Origin of the sequence: Caulobacter sp. NIBR1757, assembly GCF_027912495.1 — a bacterium.
GTDB lineage: Bacteria > Pseudomonadota > Alphaproteobacteria > Caulobacterales > Caulobacteraceae > Caulobacter.
Genome location: NZ_CP115463.1, coordinates 4204418 through 4219848, shown reverse-complemented (window position 1 = coordinate 4219848; position 15431 = coordinate 4204418). Strand labels below are relative to the sequence as shown.

General features: G+C 67.2%; 12 protein-coding genes. 1 reads left to right on the top strand and 11 read right to left on the bottom strand.

Annotated elements, in window-relative coordinates; genetic code table 11:
* Positions 1-16 precede the first annotated feature (16 nt).
* The 4 genes from lpdA to O5I81_RS20215 form a co-directional block, all read right to left on the bottom strand.
* Positions 17-1414, bottom strand: a complete 1398-nt coding sequence (lpdA, locus tag O5I81_RS20230) for a dihydrolipoyl dehydrogenase (protein ID WP_271066665.1) — start codon at positions 1412-1414, stop codon at positions 17-19.
* A gap of 76 nt (positions 1415-1490) precedes the next feature.
* On the bottom strand, positions 1491-1919 hold the full coding sequence (locus tag O5I81_RS20225) for a hypothetical protein (RefSeq protein WP_271066664.1): 429 nt from the start codon (positions 1917-1919) through the stop codon (positions 1491-1493).
* Positions 1916-2380, bottom strand: a complete 465-nt coding sequence (locus O5I81_RS20220) for a hypothetical protein (protein WP_271066663.1) — start codon at positions 2378-2380, stop codon at positions 1916-1918. Before O5I81_RS20220 ends, O5I81_RS20225 begins: the two co-directional genes overlap by 4 nt.
* Positions 2381-2462: 82 nt before the next feature.
* Positions 2463-3125 carry a hypothetical protein gene (locus tag O5I81_RS20215; RefSeq protein WP_271066662.1) on the bottom strand — a complete coding sequence of 221 codons (663 nt, stop codon included), beginning with the start codon at positions 3123-3125 and terminating at the stop codon, positions 2463-2465.
* A gap of 321 nt (positions 3126-3446) precedes the next feature.
* Here O5I81_RS20215 and O5I81_RS20210 point away from each other — a divergent pair, with 321 nt between their 5' ends.
* Positions 3447-4097, top strand: coding sequence for a Crp/Fnr family transcriptional regulator (locus O5I81_RS20210; RefSeq protein WP_271066661.1), 651 nt, complete (start codon positions 3447-3449; stop codon positions 4095-4097).
* Here O5I81_RS20210 and O5I81_RS20205 read toward each other — a convergent pair.
* From O5I81_RS20205 to O5I81_RS20175, 7 genes are all read right to left on the bottom strand, one after another.
* Complete coding sequence (locus O5I81_RS20205; protein ID WP_271066660.1) at positions 4094-4738, bottom strand: hypothetical protein; 645 nt, start codon at positions 4736-4738, stop codon at positions 4094-4096. The genes O5I81_RS20210 and O5I81_RS20205 overlap by 4 nt on opposite strands.
* 24 nt (positions 4739-4762) lie before the next feature.
* Positions 4763-5989 carry a 2-oxoglutarate dehydrogenase complex dihydrolipoyllysine-residue succinyltransferase gene (odhB, locus tag O5I81_RS20200; RefSeq protein WP_271066659.1) on the bottom strand — a complete coding sequence of 409 codons (1227 nt, stop codon included), beginning with the start codon at positions 5987-5989 and terminating at the stop codon, positions 4763-4765.
* Positions 5990-6064: 75 nt separating this feature from the next.
* Positions 6065-9019 carry a 2-oxoglutarate dehydrogenase E1 component gene (locus O5I81_RS20195; RefSeq protein ID WP_271066658.1) on the bottom strand — a complete coding sequence of 985 codons (2955 nt, stop codon included), beginning with the start codon at positions 9017-9019 and terminating at the stop codon, positions 6065-6067.
* Positions 9020-9205: 186 nt separating this feature from the next.
* On the bottom strand, positions 9206-10090 hold the full coding sequence (gene sucD, locus O5I81_RS20190; RefSeq protein WP_271066657.1) for a succinate--CoA ligase subunit alpha: 885 nt from the start codon (positions 10088-10090) through the stop codon (positions 9206-9208).
* A gap of 51 nt (positions 10091-10141) precedes the next feature.
* Positions 10142-11335, bottom strand: a complete 1194-nt coding sequence (sucC, locus tag O5I81_RS20185; RefSeq protein ID WP_271066656.1) for an ADP-forming succinate--CoA ligase subunit beta — start codon at positions 11333-11335, stop codon at positions 10142-10144.
* 318 nt (positions 11336-11653) lie between these two features.
* Positions 11654-12952: an MFS transporter gene (locus O5I81_RS20180; protein WP_271066655.1), complete on the bottom strand. Its 1299-nt coding sequence runs from the start codon at positions 12950-12952 to the stop codon at positions 11654-11656.
* A gap of 80 nt (positions 12953-13032) precedes the next feature.
* Entirely contained in the window at positions 13033-15300 is a 2268-nt protein-coding gene (locus O5I81_RS20175; protein ID WP_271066654.1) for a TonB-dependent receptor, read from the bottom strand.
* Positions 15301-15431 lie beyond the last annotated feature (131 nt).

Below are 15431 nucleotides of genomic sequence, written 5' to 3'. Positions count from 1 at the left end.
GCGAGAGGGTGAGGGTTTAGGCCTGCATCGTCCAGCCCTCGACGCCCATCGCCGCCTGGCGGCCGGCTTCGGAGCGGGTCGGGTGGGGGTGGCAGGTGCGGGCGACGTCTTCGCTGGCGGCGGCGAAGGCCATGGCCACGCAGTACTCGCCGATCAGCTCGCCGGCCTGCGGGCCGATGATGTGGACGCCGAGGATGCGGTCGGTCTTCGCATCGGCCAGAACCTTGGCGAAGCCTTCGGTCTCATGGTTGATCTTGGCGCGGCTGTTGGCGGTGAAGGGGAACTTGCCGACCTTGTAGGCGACGCCCTCGGCCTTCAGCGCCTCCTCGGTCTTCCCGACCCAGGCCACCTCCGGATAGGTGTAGATGACGCCCGGAACCAGGTTGTAATCGACGTGACCGGCCTTGCCGGCGATCAGCTCGATACAGGCGACGGCGTCTTCCTCGGCCTTGTGGGCCAACATCGGGCCGTAGATGACATCGCCGACCGCCCAGACGTTCTCGGCGCTGGTCCTGAAGTGGTCCGTCTCGATGACGCCGCGCTTGTCCGGCGTGATGCCGACGGTTTCGAGCCCCAGACCCTCCGTGTAGGCCCGACGGCCGATGGCCAGCAGGACGTAGTCGGCCTTCAGGGTTTCGGCCTCGCCGCCGGCGGCCGGTTCGAGGGTCAGTTCGACCTCGGTCTCGCCGGCCTTGGCGGCGGTGACTTTCGTGCCCAGCTTGAAGGTCATGCCCTGCTTGGTCAGGCTGCGCTGGAAGGTCTTGGCGGTTTCCTCGTCCACCCCGGGGGTGATGCGCGGCAGGTATTCGACGACGGTGACCTCGGCGCCCAGACGGCGCCAGACCGAGCCCAGCTCCAGGCCGATGATGCCGGCCCCGATGACGACGAGGCTCTTGGGCGCCTCCGGCAGCGACAGGGCGCCGGTGGAATCGACGATCCGCTTCTGATCGACCTCGACGCCGTTCAGCGGGGTCGGCTCCGAACCGGTGGCGATGACGATGTGTCTGGTCTCGAGGATGGTCTCGGACCCGTCCTCGGCCTTCACGGCCACCTTTCCCGGACCGGCGATGCGGCCCCAGCCCTTCACATAGTCGGCCTTGTTCTTCTTGAAGAGGAACTCGATGCCCTTGGTCAGGGCTTCGACGCTCTCGGCCTTCTGGGCCATCATCTGGGTCAGGTTCAGCTTGGGGGTGACCTCGATGCCCAGCTTGGCGAAGTCCTTGTTGGCCAGCTCGTACATCTCGGAGGCGTGCAGCAGAGCCTTGGACGGCATGCAGCCGACGTTCAGGCAGGTGCCGCCCAGCTTGCCGCGGCCTTCGACGCAGGCGACTTTCAGGCCCAGCTGTCCGGCGCGGATCGCCGCATTGTAGCCGCCGGGGCCGCCCCCGATGATGACGACGTCGTACTGGGCCATCAGCCGCAAATCCTTCGTGTGAGTGTGCGCTGCATATGGCCCATCGCGGCCGATTTTTCGAGGCTTAAGAGCCGGATCAGCCGAACAAACCGACCATACCGCAGCCGAGCACGAAGCCGCTGGAGCCCAGATAGACCAGGAAGGCGTTGGTCGAGGCGCGGCGGCCGCGCCGGCTGGCCTCGTCCTTGGGCGGCAGGGCCTTCCGCGCCCAGGCGAAATAGGCCCCCTGCAGCGCGCAACAGGCCATGAAGGCGGGCGGCGCCAGCGGGCTGAGCAGGATCAGGAAAATCCCCGACATCAGGGTCAGGGCCCCGACCCCGAAGATGGTCCAGCCGCGCAAGGTTTCGACACGATCGGTCGGCTGCAGGGTCAGCTTTTCCAGCGCCCCGTCCATGAAGACGTTCGTCCGCCAGGCGTTCAGCGCCACCGCCCCGGCGAAGACGTACCAGCCGCCCAGCAGGCGGGCGACGATGGCGAGGATGCCGAGCTGCTCCTGCGGCGTCATGGCGGGTCGATCAGCATTTTCCAGGTCCACAAGCCGATCAGGACCGCGCCGCCGCCCAGGACCAGGAACAGTATCAACGCCGCCAGCGACCCCATCAGCCAGACGCGAGGCTCCGGCAATTGGCGCCTGCGGATGCCGGTGACGAGCCAGCCGGCCTCGAACCCAGCCAGCAGACCCACCGCCATGGTCAGGACCGTGGCCGGCAGGGAGCCGGTGATCGCCGGCGCGGACTCGGGATCGGGCGGCGCTTCGGTCGCGATGGCCAGGATGGCGCGGCCATCGGCCAGTTCACCGGTCGGCAGCATCAGGCGATAGCCGCCCAGCGCCGACTGGGCGACCCAGTCGATACCGCCGTAGTGCTCGTCAAACACCACGGCGCCGAGGCCGGCCGAGCGCAGGGCCGAGGCGGCGACCTGAGCGTCGGACTGGGTGTGAAAGCGGGCGAGAATCGAAAGGGTCATGCGAACGGCAACTCTAGCCGAGATTCCACCGGGCGTTACCGAGGTCTGTGAACGCCGGTAAAAGGCCTTTCCTGCTCATGACCTATTGCTCAAGCAGGTCGCGCCGTGGCCGGCTGGTCGGGCCGAAGACGACGGCGGTCAGGAACAGGAAGATGATCTCCCCGACCAGCAGTTGCCAGACCCCGTCCTGCTCGGCCGGGCTGAAACCGCCCCTGGCGAGCGCCGTACGGCCCCACAGCAGCCAGGCGCCGCCCTCGACGACCATGGCCGCCATCGACCAGCCGACCGCGTCGAGAATGGCCAGGTGAGTCACCCAGACCGCCCGCAAGCGCAAGGCCAGCGCCAGCAAGGTCACCCACAGGGGCGCCCACAGCCAGCCGGCCAGCATCGGCTCGACGGGGGCGGCGAAGCCCGGCAGAAAGGCGACCAGCGCCTTGATCAGGCTGCGCGGCGCCTGCGGCTGCAGAAACTCGGCCAACTGGGGCAGGGCGTAGGCGGCGGCGAACAGCAGGAACACCGGCGCCAGCCAGAGGACGGGCGGCCCGTGCATCGCGCGCCAGGCGCTGGTCGCGCCGGCGTCGGGAGCGGGCGTCCTGGCGGCCTTGCGGCGGCTCGGCTTCTCGCCGGCCCGCGCCGGAATTCGCGCCCGCATGGCCTTCACGGCCGCGACGAGGTTGCGCCACCAGACGGCCGGGCCCGACGGCTCCGGGCCGCTGATGATCGGATCGTTGTGATGCTCGCCCATCCCGCCCCCGGTCCGTTGCGAAGCCGAGCATGCACCAGCCGGCCCCCGAGGTCACCCCAGGGGCGGCGGTCACCCCACCAGAGCGTCGCCAACTGATCCTGTCCAGTAATGTCTGCGGGATCATTTATATGCCTACTATTCGACATAAGAAATCGCGGTTTGACATTTTATGGCGTTTCAAGTAGTCGTAGGTAAATCTCAGAACATAAGGCAAAAATTGCGGGACGCACCTTCGTGGTGGGTTTAGAAAAAGCCCTGCACTGGCGGGGTGATTCTTTGGAATTTCGCAATTTTCTTCTGTCGGCCATCGGAAGCGCCGACATGGAAAAGCTCGCGCCCCTGTTGAGCGAAGTCGCGCTCCATCGCGGCGAAGTCGTCTTTCCGGATGGCGGCGCGGTCAACCACGTCTATTTCCCCAGCTCGGCGGTGCTGTCGGTGGTCACCGTCATGCGCGACGGCCGCTACATCGAAAGCAATACCATCGGCCGCGAGGGCGGCGCCGGCCTGCTCGACGCCGCCAGCAACGCGGTCTCCTACCACAGGGTCTTCGCCCAGGTTCCCGGCAGCGCCTTCCGACTGCCCGCCGAAGCTTTCCGCACGCAGTTGACCGAGAGCCCGGACTTCGCCCGCCTGCTGTTCCGTCACGCCCTGGCCGACGCCGCCCAGACCCAGCAGTTCGTCGCCTGCAACCTGCTGCACAGCGCCGAGCAACGGCTGGCCCGCTGGCTGCTGATGACCGCCGATCGCACCGGGTCTCCGGCCTTCTCCCTGACCCAGGAGTATATGGCGGTGATGACCGGGGTGCAGCGCACGACCGTCAGCGCCCTGGCCTCGGACTTCAAGGAGCGCGGCCTCATTCGCTACAGCCGCGGCAATATCGAGATCACCGACCTGCCCGGCCTGCGGAAGACGTCCTGCGAATGCGCCGGCGTCGCCCACGCGCTGTTCCTCAGCCGGCGCGACGCCGCCTAGACCTCCTGGCGTCGCCGCTGGCGGTCGAGCAGCCAGAGCAGGACCAGTGGGACCAGCAGCAGGGCGCCCTCGACCAACAGCAGGGTGGCCAGTGGTCCCTGACCCTCGCGGTTCGAGCCCAGCACGACCCAGGCGCCGGCCTCGAGCAGGAAGGCCGCGACGGCCAGGGTGAGGGCGCCGATCACCGACTTTTTGGCGGCGTTCATGGCCATGACCCGAAGCCCGAGGGCCGCGGCCCAGACCCAGAAGGGCTCGAAGCTCCAGGCCTGGGCGGCGGGGGCGAGGAGCTCGCCGAACGGCAGGCTGCCGGCCAGGCTGAACAGCAGGTCGGTCAGGCCGATGAAGTCGCCGATGTGGGGCGAGGCGTGGAAGACGGCCAGCAGGCCGACGACCGGCGGGATCAGGCCGTTGAGGAGGCCGGGCCGGCTCGTCGCCTGATAGGCCGGCGAGCGCTTGATGCGCTGCCGGCGCTGCTTCTTCTCCGGCCCGACCTCGACGGTCTGCTCGCGGAACGAGATGCTGGAATTGATCGCCGACTGGCCGATATCGAGATCGGTTCCGCCCTGTGACCAGGGCCAGACGGGGCCGCCCGGCTCGACGATGGGCCGGCGATGATCGGTGATCTTGAGAGGGCCCGACATGCGGTCAGCATGCCGGGCGCCACATCAAACGTCCAGCAGCAGCCGCTGCGGATCCTCGATGGCTTCCTTGACCTTGACCAGGAAGGTCACGGCGCCCTGGCCATCGACGACGCGGTGGTCGTACGACAGGGCCAGGTACATCATCGGGCGGATGACGATCTGGCCGTTCACGACCATCGGCCGCTCCTGGATCTTGTGCATGCCCAGGATGCCCGATTGCGGGGCGTTGAGGATCGGCGTCGACATCAGCGAGCCGTAGACCCCGCCGTTGGAGATCGTGAAGGTGCCGCCCTGCATGTCGTCGATCGACAGCTGGCCGTCGCGGGCCTTCTTGCCGAGGGCGCCGATGGCCTTTTCGATCTCGGCCAGGCTCATGGCGTCGGCGTCACGGACCACGGGAACCACCAGGCCCTTCTCGGTGCCGACGGCGACGCCGATGTCGTAGTGGTTCTTGTAGATCAGGTCCTGGCCGTCGATCTCGGCGTTGACGTCCGGAATGGCCTTCAGGGCCGCGACGCAGGCGCGGACGAAGAAGCTCATGAAGCCGAGCTTGACGCCGTGGGTCTTCTCGAAGGTGTCCTTGTATTGATTGCGCAGGGCCATGACCGCGCTCATGTCCACCTCGTTGAAGGTGGTCAGCATGGCGGCGTTGTTCTGCGCCTCCTTCAGCCGGCGGGCGATGGTCTGGCGCAGGCGGGTCATCTTCACCCGCTCTTCGCGCTCGTGGATGGCGCGGGCCGGAGCCGGGGCGGCGGGCGCGGCCGGAGCGGCGGCGCGGGCGTCGAGGGCGGCCAGGGCGTCGCCCTTGGTGATGCGGCCGTCCTTGCCGGTGCCGGCGACGGCGGCCGGGTTCAGGCCGGTTTCGGTGACGATGCGCTGCACGCTGGGAGCCAGAGGCTTGTCGTCGGCGACGGGCGCGGACGGAGCGGGCGCCGGCGCGGCCTTGGGCGCTTCAACCTTGGGCGCGGGCGCCGCTTCGGCCTTGGGGGCCTCGGCCTTCGGGGCGGCGGCCGCGCCGCCGGCGGTCACCACGCCGAGCAGGGCGCCGGGGACGACCGTGTCGCCGTGGTTGGCGGCGATGCTTTCCAGCACGCCGTCGGCGGGGCTGGCGACCTCGAGGCTGACCTTGTCGGTTTCCAGTTCGACGATGATCTCGTCCTTCTTCACCGCCTCGCCCGGCTTTTTCTTCCAGCTGGCGACCGTCGCTTCGCTGACGGATTCGCCGAGGGCGGGGGTCATGATGTCGGCCATGGATCTTTTGCTCGTCTGTCTGTTCGGTCTGTCGCCGGGGGGAGCCGGCATCGGTCTGGTTAGGCGAAGGCGCCCTTAGGCGAAGGCGTCATTGAGGAACGCTTCGAGTTCCTTCATGTGCCGGCTCATCATGCCGGCGGCGGTCGAGGCGCTGGCCGGGCGGCCGACGTAGCGGGCCCGCTTGGCCTTGATCTTCATCCGGTCGAGGGTGAGCTCGAGCCAGGGGTCGACGAAGGTCCAGCCGCCCATGTTCTTGGGCTCTTCCTGAACCCACATCAGTTCGGCGTTCGGGAAGCGCTGCAGCAGCTGCATCACCGACTTCATCGGCCAGGGATAAAACTGTTCGATTCGCATGATGTAGACATCATCGCGACCGGACTTGGCCCGGGCCTCGACAAGGTCGAAGTAGACCTTGCCCGAGCAGGCGATGACGCGGGTGATCTGATCGTCGGGCTTCAGGGTGACGCCGCCGACGTCGCAGCCGGCCTCGGCCCCGTCGACCATGACCCGGTGGAAGCTGCCGCTCTCGGACATGTCCTCGAGGTTGGAGACCGCCTTCTTGTGGCGCAGCAGGCTCTTGGGGCTCATGACGATGAGGGGTTTACGGAACTCGCGGTGCATCTGCCGACGCAGGGCGTGGAAGTAGTTGGCCGGGGTCGAGCAGTTGACGATCTGCATGTTGTCCTCGGCGCAGGACTGCAGGAAGCGCTCGAGGCGGGCCGAGCTGTGCTCGGGGCCCTGGCCCTCGTAGCCGTGCGGCAGCAGCATGACGAGGCCGCTCATCCGCAGCCACTTGCGTTCGCCCGAGCTGATGAACTGGTCGATGACCACCTGGGCGCCGTTCACGAAGTCGCCGAACTGGGCTTCCCACAGGGTCAGGGTGTTGGGGTCGGCGAGGCTGAAGCCGTACTCGAAGCCGAGCACTGCCTCTTCCGACAGCAGGCTGTCGATGACCTCGTAGTGGGCCTGGCCGGGGCGGATGTTGTTGAGCGGCGTGTAGTGCTCTTCCGTGGTCTGATCGATCAGGTCGGAGTGGCGCTGGGTGAAGGTGCCACGGACGCTGTCCTGGCCGGACAGCCGGACCGGATAGCCCTCATCGAGCAGGGTGGCGAAGGCCAGGTGTTCGGCCAGGGCCCAGTCGATGCCCTCGCCGGTGTCGATGGCGGCGCGGCGGTTCTCGACCATGCGCTTGACGGTCTTGTGGACGTCGACGCTTTCGGGGAAGGCGGTGATCTTCTGGCCGAGGTCCTTCAGCTTCTGCAGCGGCACGCCGGTCTTGCCGCGGCGCTCTTCGTCGCCAGGCAGGCTGAGGCCGGCCCATTTGCCGTCCAGCCAGTCGGCCTTGTCGGCCTTGTAGGTCTTGCCGCCGTCGAACTCGGCGTCGAGGAAGTCGTCGAACTCTTTGATCCAGGTGTCGACGTCGGCTTGCGTCGCCACGCCCTCGGCGATCAGGCGAGTCGAGTAGATTTCGCGGGTCGAGGGATGGCCCTTGATGCGCGCGTACATCAGCGGCTGGGTCATCGTCGGGTCGTCGCCCTCGTTGTGACCAAAGCGCCGGTAGCAGAACATGTCGATGACCACGTCCTTGCCGAACTGCTGGCGGTATTCGGTGGCGACCTTGGCGGCGTAGACGACCGCCTCCGGATCATCGCCGTTGACGTGCAGGATGGGGGCCTCGACCATCAGCGCCACGTCGGACGGGTAGGGGCTGGTGCGGCTGTAGTGCGGCGCGGTGGTGAAGCCGATCTGGTTGTTGACGATGAAGTGGATGGTGCCGCCGGTGCGGTAGCCCTTCAAGCCCGACAGCGCAAAGCACTCGGCCACCACGCCCTGGCCGGCAAAGGCGGCGTCGCCGTGCAGCAGCAGCGGCAGGACGTGAGTGCGGCCGGCGTCCGGCGTCTCGCGCAGGGTGAAGGCCTGCTTGGCGCGAGCCTTGCCCAGCACCACCGGGTTGACGATTTCCAGGTGCGACGGGTTGGCGGTCAGCGACAGGTGAACGTTGTTGCCGTCGAACGATCGGTCCGAGCTGGCGCCCATGTGATATTTCACATCGCCCGAGCCCTCGACGTCCGAGGGGAGCGATGTGCCCCCTTGGAACTCGTGGAAGATGACGTGGTAGGGCTTGCCCATCACGGCGGCCAGGACGTTCAGGCGGCCGCGGTGCGGCATGCCGAGCACGATGTCCTTCACGCCCAGGGCGCCGCCGCGCTTGATGATCTGTTCCAGCGCCGGGATGCAGGCCTCGCCGCCGTCCAGACCGAAGCGCTTGGTGCCGGGGAAGCGCTTGTGCAGGAAGCGTTCGAAGCCTTCGGCCTCGATCAGCTTCTTGAGGATGGCGACCTTGCCCTCCTTGCTGAAGGTAATTTCCTTGTCGCGGCCCTCGATGCGGGCCTGCAGCCAACCCTTCTCGTCGGGATTGGAGATGTGCATGTACTGCACGCCGACGTTGCCGCAGTAGGTGCGGCGGAGGATCTCGAGAATCTCGCGCAGGGTGGCGGTTTCCAGCCCCAGCACGAAGTCGAGGAAGATCGGCCGGTCGAGGTCGGCTTCGACGAAGCCGTAGTTGCCCGGCTCCAGCTCGCTGGCGTCGCCAGGCGTAATGGCGATGCCCAGCGGGTCGAGGTTGGCCTTCAGGTGGCCGCGCATCCGGTAGGCGCGGATCATCATGATGGCGCGCAGGGAATCGGTGGTGGCGGCGCGGATGGCCTCGGCGCTGGCTCCGGGGGTCTTGGTCTCGATGGCCTTGGCCAGCTTGGCCTCGACCGCCGGCCACTGGCCGTCCAGGGCCGACAGCCATTCGGGACGCGCGGCGCTTGGGCGGTTGGGGGTCCAGGCCGGCTGGGCGGCATTGGCCTTGATGGTCTGGGCCTGGTCGGTGAGCGTGGCGAAGAAGGCTTGCCAGCTGCTGTCGACGGAGGCCGGGTTCTCGGCCCAGCGGGCGTGCAGGTCTTCGACATAGTCGGCGTTGCCGCCGTAGAGGAACGAAGTTTCGGTCAGGATCTGATTGATGATGCCTGCGTCGTCGGCCATTGCACTCGCGCCAGATTGCGTCGCCCGCAGCGGGGCGGCTTTGGAATGGGGCCTCATATAGGGCGCTCACCCGTGAATGGGGAGATAAACCGCGCGAATTTGTTGGGTTTTTTCGGGTTCTGGACACGACAACGCCGGCGATCGTCTCCGATCGCCGGCGCCGCCAGGCAAAAGCCTTAATGCTGCTTAGCCCTTGAGCACTTCCATCAGGGTCTCGCCGAGCTTCGCCGGCGAGGGCGAAACGCGGATGCCGGCCGCTTCCATGGCGGCGGTCTTGTCGCCCGCGCCGCCCTTGCCGCCCGAGATGATGGCCCCGGCGTGGCCCATGCGGCGGCCGGGAGGGGCGGTGACGCCGGCGATGAAGCCGACCATCGGCTTCCAGCGACCCTTCTTGCGCTCATCGGCGATGAACTGGGCGGCGTCTTCCTCGGCGCTGCCGCCGATTTCGCCGATCATGATGATCGACTTGGTCGCCTCGTCGGCCAGGTACATCTCGAGGATGTCGATGAATTCGGTGCCCTTGACAGGGTCGCCGCCGATGCCGACCGCCGAGGTCTGGCCGAGGCCGACGTTGGTGGTCTGGAACACCGCCTCATAGGTCAGGGTGCCGGAGCGCGAGACGACGCCGACGCTGCCTTCCGAGAAGATGCCGCCCGGCATGATGCCGATCTTGCACTGGTTCGGGGTCAGCACGCCCGGGCAGTTGGGGCCGATCAGGCGCGACTTGCTGCCGGCCAGCGAGCGCTTCACCCGCACCATGTCCAGCACCGGAATGCCTTCGGTGATGCAGACGATCAGCGGGATCTCGGCGTCGATGGCCTCGCAGATGGAGTCGGCGGCGAAGGGCGGCGGCACGTAGATCACCGAGGCGTCGGCCCCGGTGCGGTCCTTGGCCTCGGCGACGGTGTCGTACACGGGCAGGCCGACGTGGGTGGTGCCGCCCTTGCCGGGCGTCACGCCGCCGACCATCTGGGTGCCGTAGGCGATGGCCTGTTCGGTGTGGAAGGTCCCCTGGCTGCCGGTGATTCCCTGGCAGATGACCTTGGTGTTCTTGTCGATCAGAATGGACATTCGGGCTCTCTAGCCTTGAATTATGGAGTGAAGGCGGACGTTGCGCGGCTCCTAGCCGCGCACCGCCTTGACGATCTTTTCGGCGCCGTCGCTGAGGTCGTTGGCGGCGATGACGTTCAGGCCGCTCTCGGCGATGATCTTCTTGCCGAGCTCGACGTTGGTGCCTTCCAGGCGCACGACCAGCGGAACCTTCAGCCCCACTTCCTTCACCGCGGCGATGACGCCCTCGGCGATGATGTCGCAGCGCATGATGCCGCCGAAGATGTTGACCAGGATGCCTTTGACGTTCGGGTCGGCGGTGATGATCTTGAAGGCCGCGGTGACCTTCTCCTTGCCGGCGCCGCCGCCGACATCGAGGAAGTTGGCCGGCTCGGCGCCGTACAGCTTGATGATGTCCATGGTGGCCATGGCCAGGCCCGCGCCGTTGACCATGCAGCCGATTTCGCCGTCGAGGGCGATGTAGCTGAGGTCGTACTTGCTGGCCTCGATTTCCTTCTCGTCTTCCTCGGTCTCGTCACGCAGGGTGACGATGTCGGGATGACGGAACAGGGCGTTGCCGTCGAAGCTGACCTTGGCGTCCAAAACCTTGAGGTGCTGGTCGGTGGTGATGATCAGCGGGTTGATCTCCAGCATCTCCATGTCCTTGCCGACGAAGGCGGCATAGAGCTGGCCGAGGATGACGCCGGCTTCCTTGGCGAGGCCGCCGGTCAGGCCCAGGGTCTTGGCCAGGCTGCGGCCGTGGTGCGGCATGACGCCGGTGGCCGGGTCGATGCTGAAGGTGTGGATCTTCTCGGGGGTGTCGTGGGCGACCTCCTCGATGTTCATGCCGCCTTCGGTCGAGGCGACGACGCTGACCCGGCTGGTCTCACGATCGACCAGCAGCGACAGGTAGAATTCCTTTTCGATGTCCGAGCCGTCCTCGATGTAGAGGCGGTTGACCTGCTTGCCCTTGGGGCCGGTCTGGTGAGTGACCAGCACCCGGCCGAGCATCTCCTCGGCGTGCTGGCGGACTTCCTCGACCGACTTGGCGAGGCGAACGCCGCCCTTGCTGTCGGGGCCCAGGCCCTCGAAGCGGCCCTTGCCGCGGCCGCCGGCGTGGATCTGGCTCTTGACCACATAGAGCGGGCCGGGAAGCCGCTCGGCGGCGCTGGCGGCCTCGTCGGGCGTCATGGCCGCGAAGCCCTTGGACACGGGAGCGCCGAACTCGGCGAGGACGGCCTTGGCCTGATATTCGTGAATGTTCATCGCTGGAAAGGGCTCGCCTTGTGCGGTGGGGGACCGGGCGCGGTCGCAGACGGGGGCCTTATAGGCGCCGCACGTTGGGGCAGGCAACCGCCGAAAATCCTCCTTCGGCGCGAAGCGACGGGGGAGGGGGACCGCGCGCGGATACGCGCGTGGTGGAGGGGGCAGCGCAGGATTGTCAGGATGAGGTGCGTTCTGGCGCGGCTTTGACAGCTGCGTTCATGGTCATCGTCAGAGGCCGGTGCTGCCCCCTCCACCACCGCCTTCGGCGGCGGTCCCCCTCCCCCGTCACGCCTTCGGCCTGCCGGAGGAGGAACTGGCTCAGTCCACCCAGTCCTTTTGCAGCCGCCGGCTGGCCACGAAGAACAGGGCGGCGCTGACCAGATAGAAGCAGAGGCCGCTGTAGATCGAGTAGCGCAGCGCCTCGGCTCCGAAGTGGGGGGTGAGCAGGTCCGAGACGGCCCCGAAGTAGTAGGTGCCCAGGCCCAGGCCGATCAGGTTGTTGATGAACAGGAAGCTGGCCGAGGCGGTCGAGCGCATGCGGCCGGGGACCAGGTGCTGGATCGAGGTGATGATCGGACCCAGCCAGACCAGGTTCAGCCCCTGCGGGATCAGGAACAGGATGAAGGCCAGCCAGAGATTGCTGACGTTGATGGCCAGGAAGAAGCAGGGGAAGGCGATCAGGAAGGCGATGGCCGCCACCAGCGGATAGGCCCCCTTGTTCCTGCCGCCGAGCCGGTCGCCGAGCCAGCCGCCGAGCCAGACCCCGGCCGTGCCGCCGATCAGAGCCAGGGCCCCGAGGAACAGCGAGCGCTGCACCAGGTCCATGCCGAGGCTGCGTTCGAAGAAGCTGGGCAGCCAGAAGGCGACGCCATAGCCGCAGACGCTGGAGGCCGCCGCGCCGAGCGACAGCAGCCAGAAGCTGGGCTTGGGCAGCAGGGTCTTCATCACCTCTCCCATGCCGGGCGCCTTTTCGGGGGCCTTCAGCGGCTCGTCGATCGGCTGGCCGCCGGCGTCGAAATCGCCGCCGCGCTTGGGGTCCTTGACTGTCAGCTTGAAGATCGGGGCGATGACCACGCCGGCCAGGCCGACGCAGAGGAAGGCGGTGCGCCAGTCGATGGCCGCCGCGATCAGGCCGCCGAACAGGATGCCGCTGGCCGTGCCGATCGGGATGCCGAAGCTGTAGGCGGCCAGGGCCCGGGCCCGCTGGTTCGGCGGGAAGTAGTCGGCGATCAGGCTGTAGGCCGGCGCCGTGCCGCCCGCCTCGCCGACCCCGACGCCCATGCGGCAGAGGAACAGGCTCCAGAAGCCGGTGGCCAGGCCGCAGGCGGCGGTGAAGCCGCTCCAGACGGTGAGGGCGACGGTCATGATCCAGCTGCGGCTCGAACGGTCGGCCAGCCAGGCCACCGGAATGCCGAGCGCGGTGTAGAAGAGGGCGAAGGCCAGGCCGCCCATCAGGCCCAGCTGGCTGTCGGTCAGCCCCAGGTCGGCCTTGATGGAGCCGGCCAGGATGCCGAGGATCTGCCGGTCCAGGAAGTTGAAGGTGTAGACGACGATGAGGATCGCCAGGACGTAGACGCGGTATCCGGATCCGCGCTTTGCGGGGGTGGCGGCGGTCATCGGCGTCTCCTGGGGTTCTACAAAAAGAAAAGGGGCGGCCCGTTTCCAGGCCGCCCCATAAAGTCAGACTACAGGGATATCTAGAGCTTCCACTCGATGCCCAGCGTCCAGGTCGCCGGGTTGCCGTAGAAACCGACCACCGAGTTGCCGAACAGCACGCCGGCCGACTGCGGGAAGTTGTAGCCGCCGATGCGGTAGCGCTCGTCGGTGATGTTCTTGCCGGTCAGGCTGACCTTCCAGTTGCCGCCCGGAGCGACCCAGTTGGCGTTGAAGTCGTAGAGCCAGTAGCCCTCCTGATCGATGGCCGGGGCGGCGAACTCGAACATCTGCGAGTCGTCGCGGAACGACGCCGACGGGGTCAGCGACAGCGTGCCGCCGGCCACGTCGTCGAAGGTCCAGGTGGCGTTGTAGTTCATCGTCCATTCGGGCGTGTTCTGCAGCTTGGCCATGCTGGCGATGTTCAGGGTCACGCCGCCGACCGGCACCACCGACCCGTCGAGGGGGTTGGTCGCGCCGGCCGGATAGAAGCGGAAGAACTCGTTGAACTGGGCGTCGATGTAGCCGAGCGTCGCGCCGACCGAGAAGTTGTCGGTAAAGCGGGCGCGGCCTTCGAATTCCCAGCCCCACATTTCCGAGCTGCCGACGTTGTCGACGAAGCTGGCGATGCTGGCGCCCGACGGCACCTGGGTGGTGACCTGCTGGTCCTTGTATTCAGCCTTGAAGAAGTCGGTCGCGAAGGTGATTCGGCCGTCGTAGAGGCTGCCCTTCAGGCCGATTTCGTAGCTGTCGACCGTTTCGGGGTCATAGCCGTTGACCGTCGCCGGCGTCAGGATGACGTCGCCGCGCATGTCGAAGCCGCCCGACTTGAAGCCCTTGCTGTAGGAGACGTAGGTCGTCAGGTCTTCGGTCAGCTCGAAGCTCAGGCTGACCCGCGGGGTGAACTCCTCGAAGGTGTTCTCGTTGGTGTAGTCCGAGCGGACCAGCAGCGGGGCGCGCGGCGTGCCGCCCAGCAGCGGGCTGCGCGTGGCGCCCAGGAAGTTGGCGCGGTAGACGCTGCCTTCCTTCTCGTCACGGGTCCAGCGGCCGCCGATCGAGGCCTTGAACCGGTCGGTGAAGTCGATGCTGACATCGGCGAAGGCGGCGATCGACTTGGTGTCGACCGCGCCGCCGGTGCCGATGACGATGCCGGCCTGGCTGAGGATGGTGTCGAAGGCGCCTTCGGCATGGCCATCGAAGTAGTAGATGCCGGCCACGCCCTGGACGCGGTCGCCTGTGTAGGTCAGCTGGAATTCCTGGCTGAACTGGTCGTCGGCGTAGTAGCCCGGGATGTCGAGGATGGCGGCGGGCAGGCCGTCGAAGTCGATGACGGTGGTGGTTTCACCTTCACGGTAGGCGGTGATCGACTTGAAGGTCAGCTGGTCGTTGATGTCCCAGGCGGCGGTCAGCGACAGGCCCTTGGTCTCGACCTGGTTGTCGTCGCCGACACCGGCCTTGGTGTCATAGACGTCGCCCAGCGGGGCGCCGCCGGCGATCGGGACGCCGGCGCTGTTGAGCGCCTGCACTTCGCGATAGCCGTGACGCGGGTTGGAATCGTCACGCACCCAGTCGCCGGCCAGACGGAAGGACAGGGCCTCGGTCGGACGCCACTCGGCCGAGACGCGGGCGGCGATCATGTCCTTGTTGTAGTGTTCGGCGCCGGTGGTCAGGTTCTCGCCGAAACCGTCGCGGTCGTACTTGGCCACGGCCGCGCCGATGGCGAACTGGTCGCCGATCGGAACCGAGCCCGAGGCGATCAGGTCGACCTGGTTGTAGCTGCCGTAGGCGCCCTTGAGGCTGAGCTGCGGTTCAGCCGAAAGCTCCTTGGTGACGTACTTGATGGCGCCGCCGATGGTGTTGCGGCCGTACAGCGTGCCTTGCGGGCCGCGCAGCACTTCGACGCGCTGGACGTCGAACACGTCAAGCACGGCGGCCTGCGGCCGGGCCACGTAGACGTCGTCGATGTAGAGGCCGACGCCGGGCTCGAAGCCCCACAGCGGATCCTGCTGGCCGATGCCGCGGATGAAGCTGATCAGGGTCGAGTTCGAGCCGCGCGCCACCTGCACGGTGGCGTTGGGGGTGATCTGCTGCAGGATGGTGATGTCGACGCCGCCCTGGCGCTCGAGGGCCTGCTCGCTGACCGCCGAGACGGCGACCGGCACGTCTTTCAGGTTTTCCTCGCGACGGCGGGCGGTGATGACGACCTCATCAACGGTCGCGTCTCCAGCCGGAACGTCCTGGGCATAGGCCGAAGCGCTCGCGGCGCTCCAGGCCGCACCGGCCAGCAGCATGGCTTTCCACATGGTCTTCATAGTCGCCCTCCCTTGAGCGTCGGCTCGGACCTCTAGAGGGTCCTGTGGTCCGTTTGCGGACGCTGTTGATTACAAGAAATTCACCGAAACGCGAATTATCGCCGACCTTGAGTCAGGACGGGGCGCGGCGC

What these genes read in the sequence shown, in the direction of transcription:
- lpdA (WP_271066665.1), bottom strand. Translation starts at nt 1,414, where the DNA reads ATGGCCCAGTACGACGTCGTCATCATCGGGGGCGGCCCCGGCGGCTAC.
- O5I81_RS20225 (WP_271066664.1), bottom strand. Translation starts at nt 1,919, where the DNA reads ATGACGCCGCAGGAGCAGCTCGGCATCCTCGCCATCGTCGCCCGCCTG.
- O5I81_RS20220 (WP_271066663.1), bottom strand. Translation starts at nt 2,380, where the DNA reads ATGACCCTTTCGATTCTCGCCCGCTTTCACACCCAGTCCGACGCTCAG.
- O5I81_RS20215 (WP_271066662.1), bottom strand. Translation starts at nt 3,125, where the DNA reads ATGGGCGAGCATCACAACGATCCGATCATCAGCGGCCCGGAGCCGTCG.
- O5I81_RS20210 (WP_271066661.1), top strand. Translation starts at nt 3,447, where the DNA reads ATGGAAAAGCTCGCGCCCCTGTTGAGCGAAGTCGCGCTCCATCGCGGC.
- O5I81_RS20205 (WP_271066660.1), bottom strand. Translation starts at nt 4,738, where the DNA reads ATGTCGGGCCCTCTCAAGATCACCGATCATCGCCGGCCCATCGTCGAG.
- odhB (WP_271066659.1), bottom strand. Translation starts at nt 5,989, where the DNA reads ATGGCCGACATCATGACCCCCGCCCTCGGCGAATCCGTCAGCGAAGCG.
- O5I81_RS20195 (WP_271066658.1), bottom strand. Translation starts at nt 9,019, where the DNA reads ATGGCCGACGACGCAGGCATCATCAATCAGATCCTGACCGAAACTTCG.
- sucD (WP_271066657.1), bottom strand. Translation starts at nt 10,090, where the DNA reads ATGTCCATTCTGATCGACAAGAACACCAAGGTCATCTGCCAGGGAATC.
- sucC (WP_271066656.1), bottom strand. Translation starts at nt 11,335, where the DNA reads ATGAACATTCACGAATATCAGGCCAAGGCCGTCCTCGCCGAGTTCGGC.
- O5I81_RS20180 (WP_271066655.1), bottom strand. Translation starts at nt 12,952, where the DNA reads ATGACCGCCGCCACCCCCGCAAAGCGCGGATCCGGATACCGCGTCTAC.
- O5I81_RS20175 (WP_271066654.1), bottom strand. Translation starts at nt 15,300, where the DNA reads ATGAAGACCATGTGGAAAGCCATGCTGCTGGCCGGTGCGGCCTGGAGC.